At 62.6% G+C, this 20,973-nt stretch carries 16 protein-coding genes and 2 tRNA genes; 17 read left to right on the forward strand and 1 reads right to left on the reverse strand.

All coding sequences use genetic code 11. The features are described 5' to 3' along the window. The first annotated feature begins 155 nt into the window (after window positions 1–155). The 7 genes from grpE to greA all read left to right on the forward strand — a co-directional run bounded on the left by grpE (window position 156) and on the right by greA (window position 9,934). A complete protein-coding gene (gene grpE / locus ACG10_RS03945) occupies window positions 156–719 on the forward strand; it encodes a nucleotide exchange factor GrpE (protein ID WP_089167218.1) in 564 nt (187 codons plus the stop codon). Between the two features lie 142 nt (window positions 720–861). Continuing rightward, complete coding sequence (gene dnaK, locus ACG10_RS03950; protein ID WP_089167219.1) at window positions 862–2,784, forward strand: molecular chaperone DnaK; 1,923 nt, start codon at window positions 862–864, stop codon at window positions 2,782–2,784. A 116-nt stretch (window positions 2,785–2,900) separates the two neighbouring features. Beyond that, window positions 2,901–4,028, forward strand: coding sequence for a molecular chaperone DnaJ (gene dnaJ / locus ACG10_RS03955; RefSeq protein ID WP_089167220.1), 1,128 nt, complete (start codon window positions 2,901–2,903; stop codon window positions 4,026–4,028). Between the two features lie 51 nt (window positions 4,029–4,079). Beyond that, window positions 4,080–4,883, forward strand: a complete 804-nt coding sequence (dapB, locus tag ACG10_RS03960; protein ID WP_089167221.1) for a 4-hydroxy-tetrahydrodipicolinate reductase — start codon at window positions 4,080–4,082, stop codon at window positions 4,881–4,883. A gap of 183 nt (window positions 4,884–5,066) precedes the next feature. Then, entirely contained in the window at window positions 5,067–6,203 is a 1,137-nt protein-coding gene (gene carA / locus ACG10_RS03965; RefSeq protein WP_089167222.1) for a glutamine-hydrolyzing carbamoyl-phosphate synthase small subunit, read from the forward strand. A gap of 36 nt (window positions 6,204–6,239) precedes the next feature. After that, window positions 6,240–9,461, forward strand: a complete 3,222-nt coding sequence (carB, locus tag ACG10_RS03970; RefSeq protein WP_089167223.1) for a carbamoyl-phosphate synthase large subunit — start codon at window positions 6,240–6,242, stop codon at window positions 9,459–9,461. Next, entirely contained in the window at window positions 9,458–9,934 is a 477-nt protein-coding gene (greA, locus tag ACG10_RS03975; protein WP_039802052.1) for a transcription elongation factor GreA, read from the forward strand. The genes carB and greA overlap by 4 nt, the downstream gene beginning before the upstream one ends. A 145-nt stretch (window positions 9,935–10,079) precedes the next feature. On the opposite strand, the gene yhbY is transcribed toward greA, so the two are convergent. After that, the gene (gene yhbY / locus ACG10_RS03980; protein ID WP_089167224.1) at window positions 10,080–10,394 is read right to left on the reverse strand and encodes a ribosome assembly RNA-binding protein YhbY; all 315 of its coding nucleotides are present in this window, start codon (window positions 10,392–10,394) and stop codon (window positions 10,080–10,082) included. 86 nt (window positions 10,395–10,480) lie between these two features. On the opposite strand from yhbY, the gene rlmE reads away from it, so the two are divergent. The 10 genes from rlmE to infB all read left to right on the forward strand — a co-directional run bounded on the left by rlmE (window position 10,481) and on the right by infB (window position 20,968). Beyond that, on the forward strand, window positions 10,481–11,104 hold the full coding sequence (gene rlmE, locus ACG10_RS03985) for a 23S rRNA (uridine(2552)-2'-O)-methyltransferase RlmE (protein WP_089167225.1): 624 nt from the start codon (window positions 10,481–10,483) through the stop codon (window positions 11,102–11,104). 156 nt (window positions 11,105–11,260) lie between these two features. Beyond that, window positions 11,261–13,171, forward strand: a complete 1,911-nt coding sequence (gene ftsH / locus ACG10_RS03990) for an ATP-dependent zinc metalloprotease FtsH (RefSeq protein WP_089167226.1) — start codon at window positions 11,261–11,263, stop codon at window positions 13,169–13,171. A gap of 9 nt (window positions 13,172–13,180) precedes the next feature. After that, the gene (gene folP, locus ACG10_RS03995) at window positions 13,181–14,047 is read left to right on the forward strand and encodes a dihydropteroate synthase (RefSeq protein WP_089167227.1); all 867 of its coding nucleotides are present in this window, start codon (window positions 13,181–13,183) and stop codon (window positions 14,045–14,047) included. Next, window positions 14,044–15,381 carry a phosphoglucosamine mutase gene (gene glmM / locus ACG10_RS04000; RefSeq protein WP_089167228.1) on the forward strand — a complete coding sequence of 446 codons (1,338 nt, stop codon included), beginning with the start codon at window positions 14,044–14,046 and terminating at the stop codon, window positions 15,379–15,381. Before folP ends, glmM begins: the two co-directional genes overlap by 4 nt. Before the next feature lie 266 nt (window positions 15,382–15,647). Then, on the forward strand, window positions 15,648–16,037 hold the full coding sequence (secG, locus tag ACG10_RS04005) for a preprotein translocase subunit SecG (protein ID WP_089167229.1): 390 nt from the start codon (window positions 15,648–15,650) through the stop codon (window positions 16,035–16,037). Window positions 16,038–16,045: 8 nt separating this feature from the next. After that, window positions 16,046–16,131, forward strand: a tRNA-Leu gene (locus tag ACG10_RS04010). A gap of 97 nt (window positions 16,132–16,228) precedes the next feature. Next, window positions 16,229–16,305, forward strand: a tRNA-Met gene (locus ACG10_RS04015). A gap of 143 nt (window positions 16,306–16,448) precedes the next feature. Next, on the forward strand, window positions 16,449–16,907 hold the full coding sequence (gene rimP / locus ACG10_RS04020; protein ID WP_089167230.1) for a ribosome maturation factor RimP: 459 nt from the start codon (window positions 16,449–16,451) through the stop codon (window positions 16,905–16,907). A 47-nt stretch (window positions 16,908–16,954) separates the two neighbouring features. Continuing rightward, window positions 16,955–18,436: a transcription termination factor NusA gene (gene nusA / locus ACG10_RS04025; RefSeq protein WP_089167231.1), complete on the forward strand. Its 1,482-nt coding sequence runs from the start codon at window positions 16,955–16,957 to the stop codon at window positions 18,434–18,436. Between the two features lie 27 nt (window positions 18,437–18,463). Then, window positions 18,464–20,968 (forward strand): translation initiation factor IF-2, encoded by a 2,505-nt coding sequence (gene infB / locus ACG10_RS04030; RefSeq protein WP_089167232.1) that lies wholly within the window; start codon window positions 18,464–18,466, stop codon window positions 20,966–20,968. Window positions 20,969–20,973: the final 5 nt, after the last annotated feature.

Consider the following 20,973-nt stretch of genomic DNA (forward strand, 5'->3'; position numbering starts at 1 on the left):
GCGTATATACAGTAGCCGGTTTTGTGCCGACAACCTGCTGGCGTGCGAAATGCCGATGGGCTGCGCAGTTCCTCTTGAAGCGCTGAATTGCATCCCCATATAGGGCGGCAGAAACACGAGCCGCGCCCGTGGCCGCTTTTTGAAAGGAGAGATGCATGGCTGACGAACAGAACCTCGATAACCAGACGCCCGAGGCGACCCCGGCCGCCGAAGGTGCCCCTGCCGGCGAGGACCTGGTTGCTCGCGTGCAGGCGCTGGAGGAGCAGCTGGCTGCCGCCCAGGATCAGTCCCTGCGTGCCGCGGCGGAGTTGCAGAACGTGCGTCGGCGCGCCGAGCAGGATGTGGAGAAGGCGCACAAGTTCGCCCTCGAGCGCTTTGCCCAGGACCTGCTGGGAGTGGTCGACAGCCTCGAGCGGGGAATCGAGCTGTCCGATCCGGCCGACGAGTCGATCCGGCCGATGCGCGAAGGCATGGAGCTGACCCTGAAGATGTTCCATGACGTGCTCAAGCGTTACCAGCTCGAGCAGCTCGATCCCCATGGCGAGCCCTTCAATCCCGAGCACCACCAGGCGATGGCCATGGAGGAAAGCACCAGTGCCGAGCCGGGCAGCGTGCTCAAGGTGTTCCAGAAGGGCTATCTGCTCAGCGGCCGCCTGCTGCGTCCGGCGATGGTGGTGGTCAGCAAGGCGCCGACGCCCTCGAGCGACGGGCAGGCTTGAAATGGGGCGGCCCGCCCCCATCTGTAAGGGCATGCATTTATAGGCTTTCGCGCCTGGCCCTGCGAGGTCGGCGACAGGCCAGTGGAAGGGTTAGCGCAGGGGTTTTCAACGGCCTGCTGAATCAAAGTTTCGGAGAATGAATATGGGCAAAATCATCGGTATCGACCTGGGCACCACCAACTCCTGCGTATCCGTGCTGGAAAACGGCGTGGCCAAGGTCATCGAGAACGCGGAAGGTGCGCGCACCACGCCGTCGATCATCGCCTACAGCAACGACGGCGAAACCCTGGTCGGCCAGAGCGCCAAGCGCCAGGCGGTGACCAACCCGCAGAACACCCTCTATGCGGTCAAGCGCCTGATCGGTCGCCGCTTCGAAGAAGACGTGGTGCAGAAGGACATCAAGCTGGTGCCCTACAAGATCGTCAAGGCCGACAACGGTGACGCCTGGGTCGAGGTGAAGGGTCAGAAGATGGCCCCGCCGCAGATCAGCGCCGAAGTGCTGAAGAAGATGAAGAAGACCGCCGAGGACTACCTGGGCGAGCCGGTCACCGAGGCGGTGATCACCGTGCCGGCCTACTTCAACGACAGCCAGCGCCAGGCCACCAAGGATGCCGGCCGCATCGCCGGTCTGGACGTCAAGCGGATCATCAACGAGCCGACCGCCGCGGCGCTGGCCTACGGTATGGACAAGGCCAAGGGTGACCACACCGTCATCGTCTACGACCTGGGCGGTGGTACCTTCGACGTGTCGGTGATCGAGATCGCCGAGGTCGACGGCGAGCACCAGTTCGAGGTGCTGGCCACCAACGGCGACACCTTCCTGGGTGGCGAGGACTTCGATATCCGCCTGATCGACTACCTGGTCGACGAGTTCAAGAAGGAAAGCGGTATCGACCTCAAGGGTGATCCGCTGGCCATGCAGCGCCTGAAGGAGGCCGCCGAGAAGGCCAAGATCGAGCTGTCCTCCAGCCAGCAGACTGATGTCAACCTGCCGTACATCACGGCCGATCAGACCGGTCCGAAGCACCTCAACGTGAAGATTTCCCGCGCCAAGCTGGAGGCCCTGGTCGAGGAGCTGGTGCAGCGCACCATCGAGCCGTGCCGCATCGCCCTGAAGGACGCCGGTATCGATGTAGGCAAGATCGACGAGGTGATCCTGGTCGGTGGCCAGACCCGTATGCCGCTGGTGCAGCAGAAGGTCGCCGAGTTCTTCGGGAGGGAGGCGCGCAAGGACGTCAACCCGGACGAGGCCGTGGCGATGGGCGCTGCCATCCAGGGCGCCGTGCTGGCCGGCGACGTCAAGGATGTGCTGCTGCTCGACGTGTCCCCGCTGACCCTGGGTATTGAGACCCTGGGCGGCGTGATGACCGCGCTGATCGAGAAGAACACCACCATCCCGACCAAGAAGTCCCAGGTGTTCTCCACCGCCGACGACAACCAGAATGCCGTGACCATCCACGTCCTGCAGGGCGAGCGCAAGCAGGCGGCGCAGAACAAGTCGCTGGGTCGCTTCGACCTGGCCGACATTCCGCCGGCGCCGCGCGGTGTGCCGCAGATCGAGGTCACCTTCGACATCGACGCCAACGGCATCCTGCACGTGTCCGCCAAGGACAAGGCCACCGGCAAGCACCAGTCCATCGTGATCAAGGCCAACTCCGGCCTGTCCGAGGAAGAGATCCAGCAGATGGTGCGCGATGCCGAGGCCAACGCCGAGGAAGACCGCAAGTTCGAGGAGCTGGTTTCCGTGCGCAACCAGGGCGACCAGCTGGTGCATGCCACCCGCAAGATGATTTCCGAGGCGGGTGACAAGGTCGGTGCGGACGAGAAGGTCGCCATCGAGAAGGCGGTCGCCGATCTGGAGGCCGCGCTCAAGGGTGACGACAAGGCCCAGATCGAGTCCCAGATGAACGCCCTGTCCCAAGCTACTGCGCCGCTGGCGCAGAAGATGTATGCCGAGCAGGCGGAGTCCGGCGAGGCTGCCCAGGGCGGCGAGAAGGCCAAGGCCGGGGACGACGTGGTGGACGCCGAGTTCGAAGAGGTCAAGGACAGCAAGGGCAACAAGTAAGCATCACGCTTGCTTCCGTCCCGGCCCATCGCCTGCGATGGGCCTGAACCGCCGCGCGGGAGCTTGCTCCCGCGTCGGCGTGTCTGGGGCAGACGAATCCGGAGTTCATGAGATTTATGGCAAAGCGTGACTATTACGAGGTGCTGGGGGTCGAGCGGGGCGCCGACGAGGCGGAGCTGAAGAAGGCCTACCGCCGTCTGGCCATGAAGTACCACCCCGACCGCAATCCCGACGACAAGTCGGCCGAGGAGAAATTCAAGGAGGCCAACGAGGCCTACGAGGTGCTCTCCGATGCCGGCAAGCGGACGGCCTACGACCAGTACGGGCATGCCGGGGTCGACCAGAGCATGGGCGGCGGTGCGGGTTTCGGCGCCGGCGGGGCTAATTTCTCCGACATCTTCGGCGATGTATTCAGCGATTTCTTCGGCGGTGGACGCGGCGGTGCCCGTGGCGGGCCGCAGCGCGGCAGCGATCTGCGCTACACCCTGGAGCTCAACCTGGAGGAGGCGGTTCGCGGCACGACGGTGACCATTCGTGTGCCGACCCTGGTGCACTGCAAGACCTGCGATGGCAGCGGTGCGAAGAGGGGCACCGCGCCGGTCACCTGCACGACCTGCGGCGGCATTGGTCAGGTGCGCATGCAGCAGGGCTTCTTCTCGGTGCAGCAGACCTGCCCGCGTTGTCACGGCAGCGGCAAGATGATTGCCGACCCCTGCCCGGACTGTCACGGCCAGGGGCGCGTCGAGGAGCACAAGACCCTGTCGGTGAAGGTGCCGGCCGGGGTCGACAGCGGCGACCGCATCCGCCTGGCCGGCGAGGGCGAGGCGGGTACCCTGGGCGGGCCGCCCGGCGATCTCTATGTGGTGGTCAGTGTCCGCGAGCACCCGATCTTCCAGCGCGACGGCAAGCATCTGTACTGCGAGGTGCCGATCAGCTTCGCCGATGCGGCGCTCGGCGGCGAGCTGGAGGTGCCGACCCTGGATGGCCGGGTCAAGCTGAAGATTCCGGAAGGCACCCAGACCGGCAAGCTGTTCCGCCTGCGCGGCAAAGGCGTGGCCCCGGTGCGTGGCGGTGCGGCGGGCGACCTGATGTGCCGGGTGGTGGTGGAAACACCGGTCAACCTGAGCAAGCGCCAGCGCGAACTGCTCGAAGAGTTTCGCAGCAGTCTGCAGGGCAACAGCAGTCACTCGCCCAAGGCCAGCGGCTGGTTCGAGGGCATGAAGCGCTTCTTCGACGATCTTTAACCGAACAGGACGGCGGCGTGGCATGGCCCGCCCGCCTTCCGGAGCAGAGTTATGCGACGTATTGCAGTGATGGGCGCCGCCGGGCGCATGGGCAAGGCTCTGGTCGAGGCGGCGCGGCAGGCGCCGGGAGCCTGTCTGACGGCGGCCGTCGGGCGGCCGGACAGCACGCTGGTGGGGGCCGATGTCGGCGAGCTGGTCGGTCTGGGGCGTACCGGAGTGCCCTTGTCGGGCAATCTGGAGGCGGTGCTGGACGCATTCGATGTGCTGATCGATTTCACCCATCCGACCGTGACCTTGAAGAATCTGGAAATCTGCCGCCAGGCCGGCAAGGCCATGGTGATCGGCACCACCGGCTTTTCGGTCGACGAGCGGCAACTGCTGAGCGAGGCGGCCTGGGAGATTCCGATCGTTTTTGCCGCCAACTTCAGCGTCGGCGTCAACCTGTGCCTGAAGCTGCTGGATACCGCAGCGCGGGTGCTTGGCGACGAGGTCGACATCGAGATCATCGAGGCGCATCACCGGCACAAGGTCGACGCGCCGTCCGGCACCGCCCTGCGCATGGGCGAGGTGGTGGCCAGTGCCCTGGGGCGCGACCTGCAGAAGGTGGCGGTATACGGCCGCGAAGGCCAGACCGGGGCGCGGGCGCGGGAAACCATCGGCTTCGCCACCGTGCGCGCCGGCGATGTGGTGGGGGATCACACCGTGCTGTTCGCCGCCGAAGGCGAGCGGGTCGAGATCACCCACAAGGCTTCCAGTCGCATGACCTTCGCCAAGGGGGCGGTGCGTGCCGCGCTCTGGCTGGAGGGGCGTGCTCCGGCACTGTACGACATGCAGGACGTGCTTGCGCTGCGTTGAAAGACCGAGTGAAATAGTCGGTTGCTAGACCGGGAGGGCCTTTTCCTGTAGCCTAGCAATCCAATGTGTCTACCTAAAAGCACGCAGACAATCTGAAAAAGAGCGGGATGATGTGTCTACACGTCATTCCGCTTTTTTACAACCTGCGTATGCCCTATCAGGCTTGATTTACGGGAGGTCTTCTTGACTAAGCCAGCCATTCTCGCCCTTGCTGATGGCAGCATCTTTCGTGGCGAATCCATCGGTGCCGATGGACAGACCATCGGCGAGGTGGTGTTCAACACTGCCATGACCGGCTATCAGGAAATCCTCACCGATCCTTCATATGCGCAGCAGATCGTCACCCTGACCTACCCGCACATCGGCAACACCGGTACCACGCCGGAGGACGCCGAGTCCAATCGCGTGTGGGCCGCCGGCCTGATCATCCGTGACCTGCCGCTGCTGGCCAGCAACTGGCGCAACAAGCAGTCGCTGCCGGACTACCTCAGGGAAAACGGCTGTGTGGCCATCGCCGACATCGATACCCGCCGCCTGACCCGCATCCTGCGCGAGAAGGGCTCGCAGAACGGTTGCATCCTGGCAGGCGACGACGCCACCGAGGAAAAGGCCCTGGAACTGGCGCGCAGCTTCCCCGGCCTCAAGGGCATGGATCTGGCCAAGGTGGTCAGCTGCGCCGATTCCTACGAGTGGCGCTCCAGTGTTTGGGAGCTGGCAACCGACAGCCATCCGGAAATTCCGGCCGGCAAGCTGCCCTACCATGTGGTGGCCTACGACTTCGGCGTCAAGCTGAACATCCTGCGCATGCTGGTGGCACGTGGCTGCCGCCTGACCGTGGTGCCGGCGCAGACCCCGGCCAGCGCGGTGCTGGCGCTGAGTCCGGACGGCGTGTTCCTGTCCAACGGCCCGGGCGACCCCGAGCCGTGCGACTATGCGATCCAGGCGATCAAGGACATTCTCGAGACCGAGATCCCAGTGTTCGGCATCTGCCTCGGCCACCAGTTGCTGGCTCTGGCCTCCGGGGCGAAAACCGTGAAGATGGGCCATGGCCATCATGGCGCCAACCACCCGGTGCAGGACCTCGACACGGGTGCAGTGATGATCACCAGCCAGAACCACGGTTTCGCCGTGGACGAGAGCACACTGCCGGCCAATCTGCGGCCGATCCACAAGTCACTGTTCGACGGCACCCTGCAGGGCATCGAGCGCACCGACAAGTCGGCCTTCAGCTTCCAGGGCCACCCGGAAGCCAGCCCGGGCCCGCATGACGTGGCCCCGCTGTTCGACCGCTTCATCGCCGAAATGGCCAAGCGTCGCTGAGCCTGCCGACAGATCAACGGATTCGTGTGAGAGACCATGCCAAAACGTACAGACATTAAAAGCATCCTGATCCTCGGTGCCGGCCCCATCGTCATCGGCCAGGCCTGCGAGTTCGACTACTCGGGCGCCCAGGCGTGCAAGGCGCTGAAGGAAGAAGGCTTCCGCGTCATTCTGGTGAACTCCAACCCGGCCACCATCATGACCGACCCGGCCATGGCCGATGCCACCTACATCGAGCCGATCAAGTGGCAGACCGTGGCCAAGATCATCGAGAAGGAGCGCCCCGACGCCCTGCTGCCGACCATGGGCGGCCAGACTGCGCTGAACTGCGCCCTGGCGCTGGAAAAGCACGGCGTGCTGGCCAAGTTCGGCGTCGAGATGATCGGCGCCAACGCCGATACCATCGACAAGGCCGAGGACCGCTCGCGCTTCGACAAGGCCATGCGCGCGATCGGCCTGGAGTGTCCACGCTCCGGCATCGCCCACAGCATGGACGAGGCCTACGGGGTGCTCGACAAGGTCGGCTTCCCCTGCATCATCCGCCCCAGCTTCACCATGGGCGGCACCGGTGGTGGCATCGCCTACAATCGCGAAGAGTTCGAGGAAATCTGCACCCGCGGTCTCGACCTGTCGCCGACCAGCGAGCTCTTGATCGACGAATCGCTGATCGGCTGGAAGGAATACGAGATGGAGGTGGTCCGCGACAAGAAGGACAACTGCATCATCGTCTGCTCGATCGAGAACTTCGATCCGATGGGCGTGCATACTGGCGACTCGATCACCGTGGCTCCGGCGCAGACCCTGACCGACAAGGAATACCAGATCATGCGCAACGCATCGCTTGCGGTGCTGCGTGAGATTGGCGTGGAAACCGGCGGTTCCAACGTGCAGTTCGGCATCAATCCGGTCGACGGCCGCATGGTGGTGATCGAGATGAACCCGCGCGTGTCGCGCTCCTCGGCACTGGCCTCCAAGGCCACCGGCTTCCCGATCGCCAAGATCGCCGCCAAGCTGGCGGTGGGTTATACCCTCGACGAGCTGTCCAACGACATCACCGGCGGCCGTACCCCGGCCTCCTTCGAGCCGGCCATCGACTACGTGGTCACCAAGGTGCCGCGCTTCGCCTTCGAGAAGTTTCCCAAGGCCGATGCCCGCCTGACTACCCAGATGAAGTCCGTGGGCGAGGTGATGGCCATCGGCCGTACCTTCCAGGAGTCGGTGCAGAAGGCCCTGCGTGGTCTGGAGGTCGGCGTCGCCGGTTTCGATCCCAAGCTGGATCTGGGCAACCCGGAAGCCGAGAGCATTCTCAAGCGCGAGCTGATCGTGCCGGGCGCCGAGCGCATCTGGTATGTGGCCGACGCCTTTCGCGCCGGCAAGAGCGTCGATGATGTCTTCGCGTTGACCAAGATCGATCCCTGGTTCCTGGTGCAGATCGAGGATCTGGTCAAGGAAGAGGAGCGGGTCAAGACGCTCGGTCTCTCCAGCATCGACCGCAACCTGATGTGGAAGCTCAAGCGCAAGGGCTTTTCCGACGCCCGCCTGGCCAAGCTGCTCGGTGTGACCGAGAAGAACCTGCGCAGCCACCGGCAGAAGCTGAAGGTGCAGCCGGTGTACAAGCGTGTCGATACCTGTGCCGCCGAGTTCGCCACCGATACCGCCTACATGTACTCGACCTATGAGGAAGAGTGCGAGGCCAATCCGTCGTCCCGCGACAAGATCATGGTCATCGGCGGCGGGCCGAACCGTATCGGTCAAGGCATCGAGTTCGACTACTGCTGCGTGCATGCTGCGCTGGCCATGCGCGAAGACGGTTACGAGACCATCATGGTCAACTGCAACCCAGAAACCGTCTCCACCGACTACGACACGTCCGATCGCCTGTATTTCGAGCCGGTGACCCTGGAGGACGTGCTGGAGATCGTCCGTGTCGAGCAGCCCAAGGGCGTCATCGTGCAGTACGGCGGCCAGACCCCGCTGAAGATCTGCCGCGCCCTGGAAGAGGCTGGCGTGCCGATCATCGGTACCAGCCCGGATGCCATCGACCGCGCCGAAGACCGCGAGCGCTTCCAGCAGATGGTCGAGCGTCTCAACCTGCGCCAGCCGCCGAACGCCACCGCCCGCAGCGAGGACGAGGCCATCGCCGCCTCGAAGGTGATCGGCTATCCGCTGGTGGTACGTCCGTCCTATGTGCTGGGCGGCCGGGCCATGGAAATCGTCTATGAGGAAGACGAGCTCAAGCGCTACATGCGCGAGGCGGTACAGGTGTCCAACGACAGCCCGGTGCTGCTGGATCACTTCCTCAATTGCGCCATCGAGGTCGACATCGACGCGGTCTGCGACGGCGAGGACGTGGTGATCGGGGCGATCATGCAGCATATCGAACAGGCCGGCGTGCACTCCGGCGACTCGGCCTGCTCGCTGCCGCCCTATTCGCTGCCGGCACACATCCAGGACGACATCCGCGAGCAGGTCAAGAAAATGGCCCTGGAGCTCGGCGTGATCGGCCTGATGAACGTGCAGATGGCCGTGCAGGGCGAGGATATCTACGTGCTGGAAGTGAACCCGCGCGCCTCGCGTACCGTACCTTTCGTCTCCAAGTGCATCGGCGAGTCCCTGGCCAAGGTCGCGGCCCGCGTGATGGCTGGCAAGACGCTCAAGGAAATCGGTTTCACCGAGGAAATCATCCCACCGTTCTTCAGCGTCAAGGAAGCGGTGTTCCCGTTCGCCAAATTCCCTGGTGTCGATCCCATCCTCGGCCCGGAAATGAAGTCCACCGGCGAGGTGATGGGGGTCGGCGACAGTTTCGCCGAGGCTTTTGCCAAGGCCCAGCTGGGGGCCAGCGAGACGCTGCCGACTGGCGGCTGCGCCTTCATCAGCGTGCGCGAAGACGACAAGCCGTTCGTCGCCGATGTGGCGCGCAACCTGGTCGCCCTCGGCTTTGAAGTGGTGGCCACTGCCGGTACCGCTCGCATGATCGAGGCGGCCGGCCTGCCGGTTCGCCGGGTGAACAAGGTGACCGAGGGGCGTCCTCATGTGGTCGATATGATCAAGAACGACGAGGTCACCCTGATCATCAATACCACCGAGGGGCGTCAGTCAATCGCCGACTCCTTCTCGATCCGTCGCAACGCTCTGCAGCACAAGATCTGCATCACCACCACCATCGCCGGTGGTCAGGCGATCTGTGAGGCGCTCAAGTTCGGTCCCGAGAAGACCGTGCGCCGTCTGCAGGATCTCCATGCAGGAATCAACGCATGACCAAGTTTCCGATGACTGTCCAGGGCGCGCGCGCCCTGGAGGAAGAGCTCAAGCATCTGAAAACCGAACTGCGCCCGCAGATCACCCAGGCGATCGCCGAGGCGCGCGAGCTGGGCGACCTCAAGGAGAACGCCGAATACCATGCCGCCCGGGAACAGCAGGGCATGGTCGAGGCGCGGATCCGCGATATCGAGGGGCGTCTGCAGAACGCGCAGGTCATCGATGTGACGGCCATTCCTCATACAGGCAAGGTGATTTTCGGCGTCACCGTGGAAATCGCCAACGTCGAGACCGACGAAACCGTGGTCTACCAGATCGTCGGCGACGACGAGGCCGACATCAAGCAGGGCAAGCTGTCGGTCAGTTCACCCATTGCCCGCGCCCTGGTGGGCAAGGAGGAGGGTGATGTGGTGGTGGTGAAGACACCGAGCGGTACCGTCGAGTACGAGATCATCGAGGTTCGCCACATCTGATCCGAGGGCGTCGCCAAAGGTGGGGCTACCTTCCCGGGTTGCCCTGCCTGGCGTGCGGTGCTTGGTGCGATGTCGGCGTCGGCTGGTGCTGCGGGCTACCGCTGTGCTGGGCTTTCGGCGGGCCTGCAGTGACCCGCCCGTTGCCTCAAGCCTGGAGGAAGCGGCTGATGTTCGAGAGGTTCTTGTTCGGCTTGGGGTTCTTGCGGTAGAGCAGGGCGACCTTGCCGATCACCTGCGCCAGTTCGCTTCCGGATGCCTCGCAGAGCTCGGCAACCACAGCTTGTCGGTCGTCGCGTTCGGCGAGGTTGATCTTCACCTTGATCAGTTCGTGATCGTTCAGAGCCCGCTCCAGTTCGGCCAGAACACCTTCGGTCACGCCATTTTCGGCCACGATCAAGACAGGCTTCAGGTGATGGCCGATGGATTTGAAATGTTTCTTCTGCTCCTGAGTGAGCGCCATAATCTGACCCCTGCGTCCGATCTTGTTGAAAAGCGGCCTAGTCTACCCGAGCGACCCGGGGCCGCCCAGCCAAACGCGAGGTACCTGTGGCCCGATCCAAGACTAGTCAACGCTGGTTGAAAGAGCATTTCGATGACCCCTACGTGAAGATGGCGCAAAGGGACGGTTATCGCTCACGTGCCAGCTACAAACTGCTGGAGATCCAGGAGAAGGACCGCATTCTGCGACCGGGCATGACCGTCGTCGACCTGGGTGCTGCGCCGGGCGGCTGGTCGCAGGTGACCAGCCGGCTGATCGGCGACCGCGGTTGTCTGATCGCTTCGGATATCCTGCCGATAGACAGCATTCCGGATGTGACCTTCATCCAAGGGGATTTCACCGATGATATGGTATTTGCCCAACTCCTCGAAGCGATCGGCGAGCAGCCGGTCGATCTTGTGATTTCCGACATGGCACCCAATATGAGTGGCGTAAAGGCGGCCGACCAGCCGCGGGCCATGTATCTCTGTGAACTGGCGCTGGATCTGGCCGGGCGGGTCCTGCGTCCGGGAGGCGATTTTCTGATCAAGATCTTCCAAGGTGAAGGTTTCGATCAGTATCTTCGCCAGGTGCGCGAGGATTTCGACAGGGTGCAGATGCGCAAGCCGCTCTCTTCCCGCGACCGTTCCCGCGAACAATATCTGCTCGCGCGCGGCTTTCGCGGAGCCTAGACTGCTGATGAGCCGCACGCGTGTGCAAAATACGGCACACAAAGGGTTACAGAGAGGCCTGCCGGGGGCGGGGGTTGTGTATTAAGTTAGGCGGGTAGCTGTACCAGCCGTCATACAGGGACTGGCGCCGTCCCAGAGGGTAGTTAATTGAACGATATGGCAAAGAACTTGATTCTGTGGTTGATCATCGCGGCCGTTCTGGTGACCGTGATGAATAACTTTACCAATCCGAGCGAGCCGCAGACGCTGAATTATTCGGACTTCATCCAACAGGTCAAGGACGGCAAGGTCGAGCGGGTTACCGTGGATGGCTATATCATCAGCGGCCAGCGGATAGGCGGCGACAACTTCAAGACGATCCGTCCGGCCATTCAGGACGGGGGCCTGATAGGCGATCTGATCGACAACAATGTCCAGATCGAAGGCAAGCAGCCCGAGCAGCAGAGCATCTGGTCGCAGTTGCTGGTGGCCAGCTTCCCGATCCTGGTGATCATTGCCGTATTCATGTTCTTCATGCGTCAGATGCAGGGTGGTGCGGGCGGCAAGGGTGGGCCGATGAGCTTTGGCAAGAGCAAGGCGCGGCTGCTCTCGGAGGATCAGGTCAAGACCACCTTTGCCGATGTCGCCGGCTGTGACGAGGCCAAGGAAGAGGTCAGCGAGCTGGTCGAATTTCTCCGCGATCCGGGCAAGTTCCAGCGCCTCGGCGGGCGCATTCCTCGCGGCGTGCTGATGGTCGGCCCGCCCGGTACCGGCAAGACGCTGCTGGCCAAGGCGATTGCCGGGGAGGCCAAGGTTCCGTTCTTCACCATCTCCGGTTCGGATTTCGTCGAAATGTTCGTCGGCGTCGGTGCCTCGCGTGTCCGGGACATGTTCGATCAGGCCAAGAAACATGCTCCCTGCATCATCTTCATCGACGAAATCGATGCTGTCGGTCGTCATCGCGGTGCTGGGCTTGGCGGCGGGCACGATGAACGGGAGCAGACGCTCAACCAGTTGCTGGTGGAGATGGACGGCTTCGAGATGAACGATGGCATCATCGTCATCGCCGCGACCAACCGCCCGGACGTGCTCGACCCGGCGCTGCTGCGTCCAGGTCGCTTCGACCGTCAGGTGGTAGTCGGCCTGCCGGATATCCGTGGTCGCGAGCAGATCCTCAAGGTGCACATGCGTAAGGTTCCGGTAAGCGAGGATGTCAACCCGACGGTCATCGCCCGTGGTACTCCCGGCTTTTCCGGTGCTGATCTGGCCAACTTGGTAAACGAGGCCTCGCTGTTTGCCGCGCGTGCCAACAAGCGCATCGTCGAGATGCGCGAGTTCGAGCTGGCCAAGGACAAGATCATGATGGGCGCCGAGCGCAAGACCATGGTCATGTCCGAAAAGGAAAAGCTCAACACGGCATACCATGAAGCGGGGCATGCGATCGTCGGGCGACTGGTGCCCGAGCATGATCCTGTCTACAAAGTATCGATCATTCCGCGCGGACGCGCTCTGGGTGTGACCATGTTCCTGCCGGAAGAGGATCGCTATAGCCTGTCCAAGCGGGCATTGGTCAGTCAGATCTGTTCGTTGTTTGGCGGGCGCATTGCCGAGGAGATGACCCTGGGCTTCGAGGGGGTCACCACGGGGGCATCCAACGACATCATGCGTGCCACCCAGATTGCCCGGAACATGGTGACCAAGTGGGGTCTGTCGGAAAAGTTGGGGCCGTTGATGTATGCGGAAGAGGAAGGAGAAGTGTTCCTTGGTCGCAGCGCAGGGGCCCAGCACTCCAACGTCTCGGCGGAAACTGCCAGGCTGATCGATCAGGAAGTCCGCAGCATCATCGACCAGTGCTACGGCACGGCCACGCAGTTGCTGAGGGACAATCGTGACAAGCTGGACATGATGGCGGAGGCATTGATGAAGTATGAAACCATCGATGCCGATCAGATCGACGACATCATGGCAGGGCGCACTGTTCGCGAGCCGAAGGACTGGCAGGGTGGTTCCGGTACCTCTGGTACGCCGGCCTCCCAGGGAGGCAACCGGGCCGAGTCTCCGATCGGAGGGCCGGCTGGCGAACATTAAGGCTTGAAAATGACCTTGTTGCCTCCGACCCGGTTGCCTTGTGGCAACCGGGTTCTTGATTTGTCGCGCTCCCATGTGATGGGAATTCTCAATGTAACGCCAGACTCCTTTTCCGATGGGGGGCGCTTCAGCGGACTCGATGCTGCGTTGAGCCATGCGCGAAGCATGGTCGCCGCTGGAGCCACGCTGATCGATGTCGGGGGGGAGTCGACTCGTCCTGGTGCTCGCGTGGTGTCGGCGGAGGAGGAACTGGACCGAGTCGCGCCCGTCGTCGAAGCCATTGCCGCCGAATTGGATGTCATCATTTCGGTGGATACCTCGACTCCGGCGGTGATGTGCGAGACAGCCCGGCTGGGCGCTGGCCTGATCAATGACGTCCGCTCACTGCAGCGGGACGGTGCTCTGGAGGCGGCGGTGGAGGCGGGGCTGCCTGTCTGTCTGATGCACATGCTGGGAGAGCCGGTCACCATGCAGCAGGATCCCTGCTATGTGGATCTGCTGGGTGAGGTGCGCAGCTTTCTGCTCGGGCGTATGCAGGCCTGTGCTGCGGCGGGGATTCCGACCGAGCGTCTGCTGCTGGATCCGGGCTTTGGGTTTGCCAAGACGCTGCAGCACAATCTGCTGCTGTTCAGGCACATGGAAATACTGCATGAACTTGGTCGTCCGCTGTTGGTCGGTGTCTCCCGCAAAAGCATGATTGGTCAGGTATTGGGGCGCGAGGTTGGTCAGCGCCTGAACGGCAGCCTGGCCCTGGCGGCATTGGCGGTAGCCAAGGGTGCGCGCATCGTGCGGGTGCATGACGTGGCGGAAACGGTCGAGGTGGTACGAATGATCGATGCCGTGGAGACGGCAGAATGGGGGGAGGGGAAGCGTTGAGCAAAAAATATTTCGGCACTGACGGCATTCGTGGGCGGGTAGGTGAATACCCCATCACGCCGGACTTCATGCTCAAACTGGGATGGGCTGCCGGCAAGGCCTTCCGTCGCCAGGGCATATGCCGTGTGCTGGTCGGCAAGGATACTCGTATATCCGGCTACATGTTCGAGTCGGTACTGGAGGCGGGGCTCTCCGCTGCGGGTGCCGATGTGCTGCTGCTCGGCCCCATGCCGACACCGGCCATCGCCTACCTCACGCGAACCTTTCATGCCGAGGCCGGTATTGTCATCAGTGCCTCGCACAACCCCCATTATGACAATGGCATCAAATTCTTCTCCGGGCAGGGAACCAAGCTGCCCGACGAACTGGAGCTGATCATCGAGGAGCTGCTCGATACGCCGATGACGGTGGTCGACTCGGCCCGGCTGGGCAAGGTTTCCCGTATCAACGATGCGGCCGGGCGCTATATCGAATTCTGCAAGAGCAGTGTGCCGACCGGCACCAGCTTTGCCGGCCTCAAGATCGTCGTGGACTGCGCCCATGGCGCGACCTACAAGGTCGCTCCCAGTGTGTTCCGCGAGCTGGGTGCCGAGGTGGCGGTTCTGGCGGCCCAGCCCAACGGGCTGAACATCAACGACCGTTGCGGCTCTACCGATATCGTTGCATTGCAGGCCGAGGTGCTCATGCAGCGTGCCGATCTCGGTATCGCTTTCGATGGCGATGGCGACCGTGTGCTGATGGTTGACCATACAGGAGCGGTGGTCGATGGTGATGAGCTGCTCTTTCTCATCGCGCGCGATATGCAGGAGCAGGGCAGTCTGCAAGGGGGGGTGGTCGGCACTCTGATGAGCAACCTGGGGCTGGAGCTGGCTCTGCAGGACATTGGCATTCCGTTCGAGCGAGCCAAGGTCGGCGATCGTTATGTCATGGCCGAGCTGCTGACCCGCAATTGGCAACTGGGTGGCGAGAGTTCCGGACATATCGTTTGCTGTCATCATGCAACGACGGGCGATGGCATTATCGCTGCGCTGCAGGTGCTGATGGCCTTGAAGCATCGTGGGCAGAGGCTTGCCGAGGCGCGCCAGGGGATGCGCAAATTTCCGCAGGTGCTGGTCAACGTGCGTTATGCGGGTGACAAGGATCCTGTCGGGCATCCGTCCGTGCTGGAGGCCTGCGAGCGCGTGACCGAGCAAATGGCGGGGCGAGGACGGGTACTGCTGCGCAAGTCGGGTACCGAGCCCTTGGTGCGGGTGATGGTCGAGGGTGACGACGAAAGCCAGGTGCGACTCCATGCGGATCACCTAGCAAAGATTGTTGCAGATGTATGTGCTTGATTCGCTTGCGAGTTCATTCTGTTTCGTATAACATCTGCGCCCACTTTGAATGATCAGGTGGGCATGCGTTGCCCATGGTTTGTGAGTGGCGAGCATGCTGCCCGTGTCCGCAGTTTGCGGGGCTGGTTGGGTGTATTCGCTGGTGGTCGCTCATGGGTGGTAAGTGCGGCCGATTCGTTTGGTGCGCTTGATGTTGATGGGGTTCGTTGATGAGCCTCGATGCGGATGAGATCTGGTGCGATCTGTCGCGCTGCGGGTAACTGAAGATGCTGGAAACGGAAACGATCGTTATCGTCTTTCACCTGCTGGCTGCGCTGGGTGTGGTCGCGCTGGTTTTGATTCAGCAGGGTAAGGGGGCGGAAGCAGGTGCTTCTTTTGGTTCTGGTGCGTCGGCTACGGTTTTCGGTAGTCAAGGTTCCTCTACCTTTCTGAGTCGCGTTACTGCTATACTCGCCACCGCTTTTTTCCTGACCAGTTTAGGGTTGGGGTTTTTGGCAAAGGAAAAAGCTGACTCGTTGAGTCAGGCTGGGCTGCCGGATCCGGCGGTGCTGGAGATCCAACAGAAAAAGCCGGCAGTAGAAGATGTGCCGGTGCTTGAGGAGAAAGGGGCTGCAGGCAATGCCATAGACGTGCCGCAGGCTCCGGAGCAAAAGTAAAGGTTTTTGCCGAGGTGGTGGAATTGGTAGACACGCTACCTTGAGGTGGTAGTGGCCATAGGCTGTAGGGGTTCGAGTCCCCTCCTCGGTACCAAATCAAGAAGGCCCGCTAATCAGCGGGCTTTCTTGTCGGTGGAAGTTAGGTTGACTGGGAGTTGAGGTCATGCGTATACTTCCGCTCCAGCTTTTGACGCGGGGTGGAGCAGTCTGGTAGCTCGTCGGGCTCATAACCCGAAGGTCGTTGGTTCAAATCCAGCCCCCGCAACCAGTTGTCGCATAAGCCCCTTTCCAAGGGGCTTTTTGCTAGCTAGATAGAAGCAAGTGCCGGTAAGCGGCGCACATGGCGAAGATGATAAAGGGAATGGGCGTTTCGCCCATTTTTTATTTGCACAGCATGCGCGAGGGGTTCAGGTGTCGAGCAAGCTAGAACAGTTGCAGGCCTTGTTGGCCCCGGTAGTCGAGGCGCTCGGCTATGAATGTTGGGGCATTGAGTTCCTGTCGCAGGGGCGGCACTCGCTACTGCGGGTCTATATCGATCACGCCAACGGCATCCTCATCGATGATTGCGAAAAGGTCAGTCGCCAGATCAGTGGCGTGCTCGATGTGGAAGATCCGATCAGCAATGAATACACCCTTGAGGTTTCCTCTCCAGGCATGGACCGGCCCCTGTTCACTCTTGAACAGTTTGCCCGCAGCGCCGGCGAACAGGTGAAGATCAGGCTGCGCTCCCCCTTTGAGGGGCGGCGCAACTTCCAGGGGCTCCTGCGTGGCGTCGAGGATCAGGATGTGGTCGTGCTGGTGGACGACCACGAATACCTGTTGCCGCTCGATCTGATCGATAAGGCCAATATCATTCCCCGTTTTGACTGAGACGCGGATCCCGCGGATCCCAATGGATTGCGAAAGGCGAGCGTACGATGAGCAAAGAAGTACTGCTGGTAGTTGAGTCGGTGTCCAACGAAAAGGGCGTCCCGGCCGGTGTGATTTTCGAAGCCTTGGAGCTGGCGCTGGCCACTGCCACCAAGAAGCGCTACGAGGACGAAGTCGATCTGCGCGTGCAGATCAATCGCCAGAGCGGTGCGTACGACACTTTTCGTCGCTGGACCGTCGTCGAGGACGATTTGCTGGAAAATCCGGCTGCCGAACTGACGCTCGACGAGGCCCGCGAGCGCGAGCCGGATGCCAAGCTGGGCGATGTGGTCGAGGAAAAGATCGAATCCATCGAATTCGGACGCATTGCCGCGCAGACTGCCAAGCAGGTGATCGTGCAAAAGGTGCGGGAGGCCGAGCGCGCCCAGGTGGTGGATGCCTACCGCGAACGTGTGGGTGAGATCATTTCCGGTAGCGTGAAGAAGGTGACCCGGGACAATGTCATCGTCGATCTTGGCAACAACGCCGAAGCGCTGCTGGCGAGGGAGGACATCATTCCGCGCGAAACCTTCCGGGTCGGTGCGCGGGTACGAGCCCTGCTGAAGGAGATTCGCCCGGAAAACCGCGGCCCCCAGCTGATCCTGTCGCGTACTGCGCCGGGCATGCTGATCGAGCTGTTCCGCATCGAGGTGCCGGAGATCGCCGAAGGTTTGATCGAAGTGAAGGCTGCCTCCCGTGACCCGGGGTCGCGCGCCAAGATCGCCGTGCGCTCCAAGGACAAGCGTATCGACCCGCAGGGTGCCTGCATCGGCATGCGCGGCTCGCGCGTGCAGGCCGTTTCCGGCGAACTGGGGGGCGAGCGTGTCGACATCGTGCTGTGGGACGACAACCCGGCGCAGTTCGTGATCAACGCAATGGCGCCGGCCGAAGTGGCGGCGATCATTGTCGATGAGGACGCGCATGCAATGGATGTCGCCGTGGCCGACGATAACCTGGCCCAAGCTATTGGTCGTGGTGGACAGAACGTGCGGCTGGCCAGCCAACTGACCGGTTGGACCCTGAACGTGATGACCGAGGCTGACATCCAGGCCAAGCAACAGGCCGAGACTGGCGGCATTCTGCGCTCCTTCGTCGAGGAGCTGGAGGTCGACGAGGAACTGGCGCAGGTGCTGGTGGAGGAAGGCTTCACCAGCCTGGAAGAGATTGCCTATGTACCGATGGAGGAGATGCTCGCCATTGATGGCTTCGATGAGGAGATCGTCAACGAGTTGCGCGCACGCGCCAAGGATCGCCTGCTGACCAAGGCCATTGCTACTGAAGAAAAGCTGGCGGAAGCCCATCCGGCCGAAGACCTGCTCTCGCTCGAGGGCATGGACAAGGAGCTGGCGGTTGAGCTGGCGATGCGCGGAGTGATTACCCGCGAAGACCTGGCCGAGCAGTCGATCGACGACCTGCTCGACATCGACGGCATGGATGAAGAGCGTGCCGGCAAGCTGATCATGGCCGCCCGAGCCCACTGGTTCGAGTAAGCATTAGCGGCCTGAGGAGAGAGATGCATGACGCAAGTCACGGTGAAAGAACTGGCCCTGGTGGTCGATACACCGGTCGAGCGCCTGCTGCAGCAGATGCGTGAGGCAGGGCTGTCGCATACCAGCGCCGAGCAGGTAGTGACCGATAATGAAAAGCAGGCCCTGTTGGCTCACCTCAAGAGCAGCCACGGTGTGAAGCTGGAGGAGCCGCGAAAGATTACCTTGCAACGCAAGACCACGACTACCTTGAGGGTCGCCGGTAGCAAGACCATCAGCGTCGAGGTGCGCAAGAAAAAGACTTATGTCAAGCGCAGCCCTGACGAGCTCGAGGCCGAGAAGCAGCGCGAACTTGAGGAGCAGCGGGCTGCCGAGGAGGCTGCCGTGCGCCAGAAGGCAGAGGAGGAGGCCAAGCGCCGTGCTGCCGAGCAGGAGGCGCAGCGCCAGGTCGAGCAGGCCGCTGCTACAGCTGCTGCTGCGAAGGAACCGGCACTCGGCGTAGCGGCCGAACCCGTGTCTGCTCCGGCTGCCGGCGAAGAGCGCAAGCGGGAAGAGCCGCGTCGTGTCGAGAAGGAGAAGGTGCGCAACGTCGACGATGAGCGGCGCGAGCGCAAGAATGCCCAGCATCGCCCCTCCGTCAAGGACAAGGCTCCGGTTGCCCGTGCAGCGGTGCGCAATGTCGACGAAGAAGGCGAGGGTTTCGGCCGTCGCGGTGGTCGCGGTGGCAAGTCCAAGCTGAAGAAGCGCAATCAGCATGGCTTCCAGAGCCCGACCGGCCCCCTTGTGCGCGAGGTGACCATCGGCGAAACCATCACGGTCGCTGAACTGGCCCAGCAGATGTCGGTCAAGGCGGCCGAGGTCATCAAGTTCATGTTCAAGATGGGCACGCCGGTGACCATCAACCAGGTGCTCGACCAGGAAACCGCGCAACTGCTGGCCGAAGAGCTGGGGCACAAGGTCAAGCTGGTCAGCGAGAACGCACTGGAAGAGCAGCTGGCCGAATCCCTCAAGTTCGAAGGCGAAGCCGTATCGCGTGCGCCGGTGGTCACTGTCATGGGGCACGTCGACCACGGCAAGACCTCGCTGCTCGACTACATCCGTCGCACCAAGGTGGCGACTGGCGAGGCAGGTGGCATTACCCAGCACATCGGTGCCTATCACGTGGAAACCGATCGCGGCATGGTTACCTTCCTCGACACCCCCGGCCACGCTGCGTTCACCGCGATGCGTGCCCGGGGTGCCAAGGCCACCGACATCGTCATCCTGGTGGTGGCGGCCGATGATGGCGTGATGCCGCAGACCGAGGAGGCCATCCAGCATGCCAAGGCGGCCGGCGTGCCGATCGTCGTGGCGGTCAACAAGATCGACAAGCCGGCAGCCGACCTGGACCGGATCAAGAACGATCTGGCCGCACGCGACGTGATCCCGGAAGAGTGGGGTGGCACCACCCAGTTCGTCCCGGTTTCGGCAAAGGTCGGTACCGGTATCGACGAGCTGTTGGAAGCGGTGCTGCTGCAGGCCGAGGTGCTTGAGCTGACCGCTACGCCGAGTGCTCCGGGGCGCGGCGTGGTGATCGAGTCGCGTCTGGACAAGGGGCGCGGTCCGGTGGCGACCGTGCTGGTCCAGAACGGTACCCTGCGCCAGGGTGACGTCGTCCTCGCCGGTGTAAACTTCGGCCGTGTGCGGGCCATGCTGGACGAGAACGGCCAGCCCCTCAAGGAGGCGGGCCCGTCGATTCCGGTGGAAATTCTCGGCCTGGATTCCACCCCGGATGCGGGCGACGACCTGACCGTGGTCACCGACGAGAAGAAGGCGCGTGAAGTGGCGCTGTTCCGTCAGGGCAAGTTCCGCGAGGTCAAGCTGGCCCGTCAGCATTCGGCCAAGCTGGAAAACATCTTCGAGACCATGGGTCAGGACGAGAAGAAGACCCTCAACATCGTCCTCAAGTCCGACGTGCGCGGCTCCTTGGAGGCCTTGCAGGGCGCTCTGGGCGAACTCGGCAACGAGGAGGTCCAGGTCCGCGTGGTCGGTGGCGGCGTCGGCGGCATCACCGAGAGCGATGCCAACCTGGCGCTGGCCTCCAACGCCGTGCTGTTCGGCTTCAATGTGCGCGCCGATGCCGGTGCGCGCAAGATCGTCGAGCAGGAAGGTCTGGACCTGCGCTACTACAACGTCATCTACGACATCATCGAGGACGTCAAGAAGGCGCTGTCGGGCATGCTGGGCAGCGAGGTGCGGGAGAACATCCTGGGCATCGCCGAGGTGCGCGACGTGTTTCGCTCGCCGAAGTTCGGCGCCGTTGCCGGCTGCATGGTGGTCGAGGGCAACGTCCATCGCAACCGTCCGATTCGCGTGCTGCGCGACGACGTGGTGATCTTCGAGGGCGAACTGGAGTCCCTGCGCCGCTTCAAGGACGACGTGTCCGAAGTGCGGGCCGGCATGGAGTGCGGTATCGGCGTGAAGAGCTACAACGACGTCAAGGTCGGCGACAAGATCGAAGTGTACGAGAAGGTCCAGGTGGCGCGCTCGCTTTGACGCGC

This window comes from Azotobacter chroococcum (assembly GCF_002220155.1).
GTDB classification, from domain to species: Bacteria; Pseudomonadota; Gammaproteobacteria; order Pseudomonadales; family Pseudomonadaceae; genus Azotobacter; species Azotobacter chroococcum.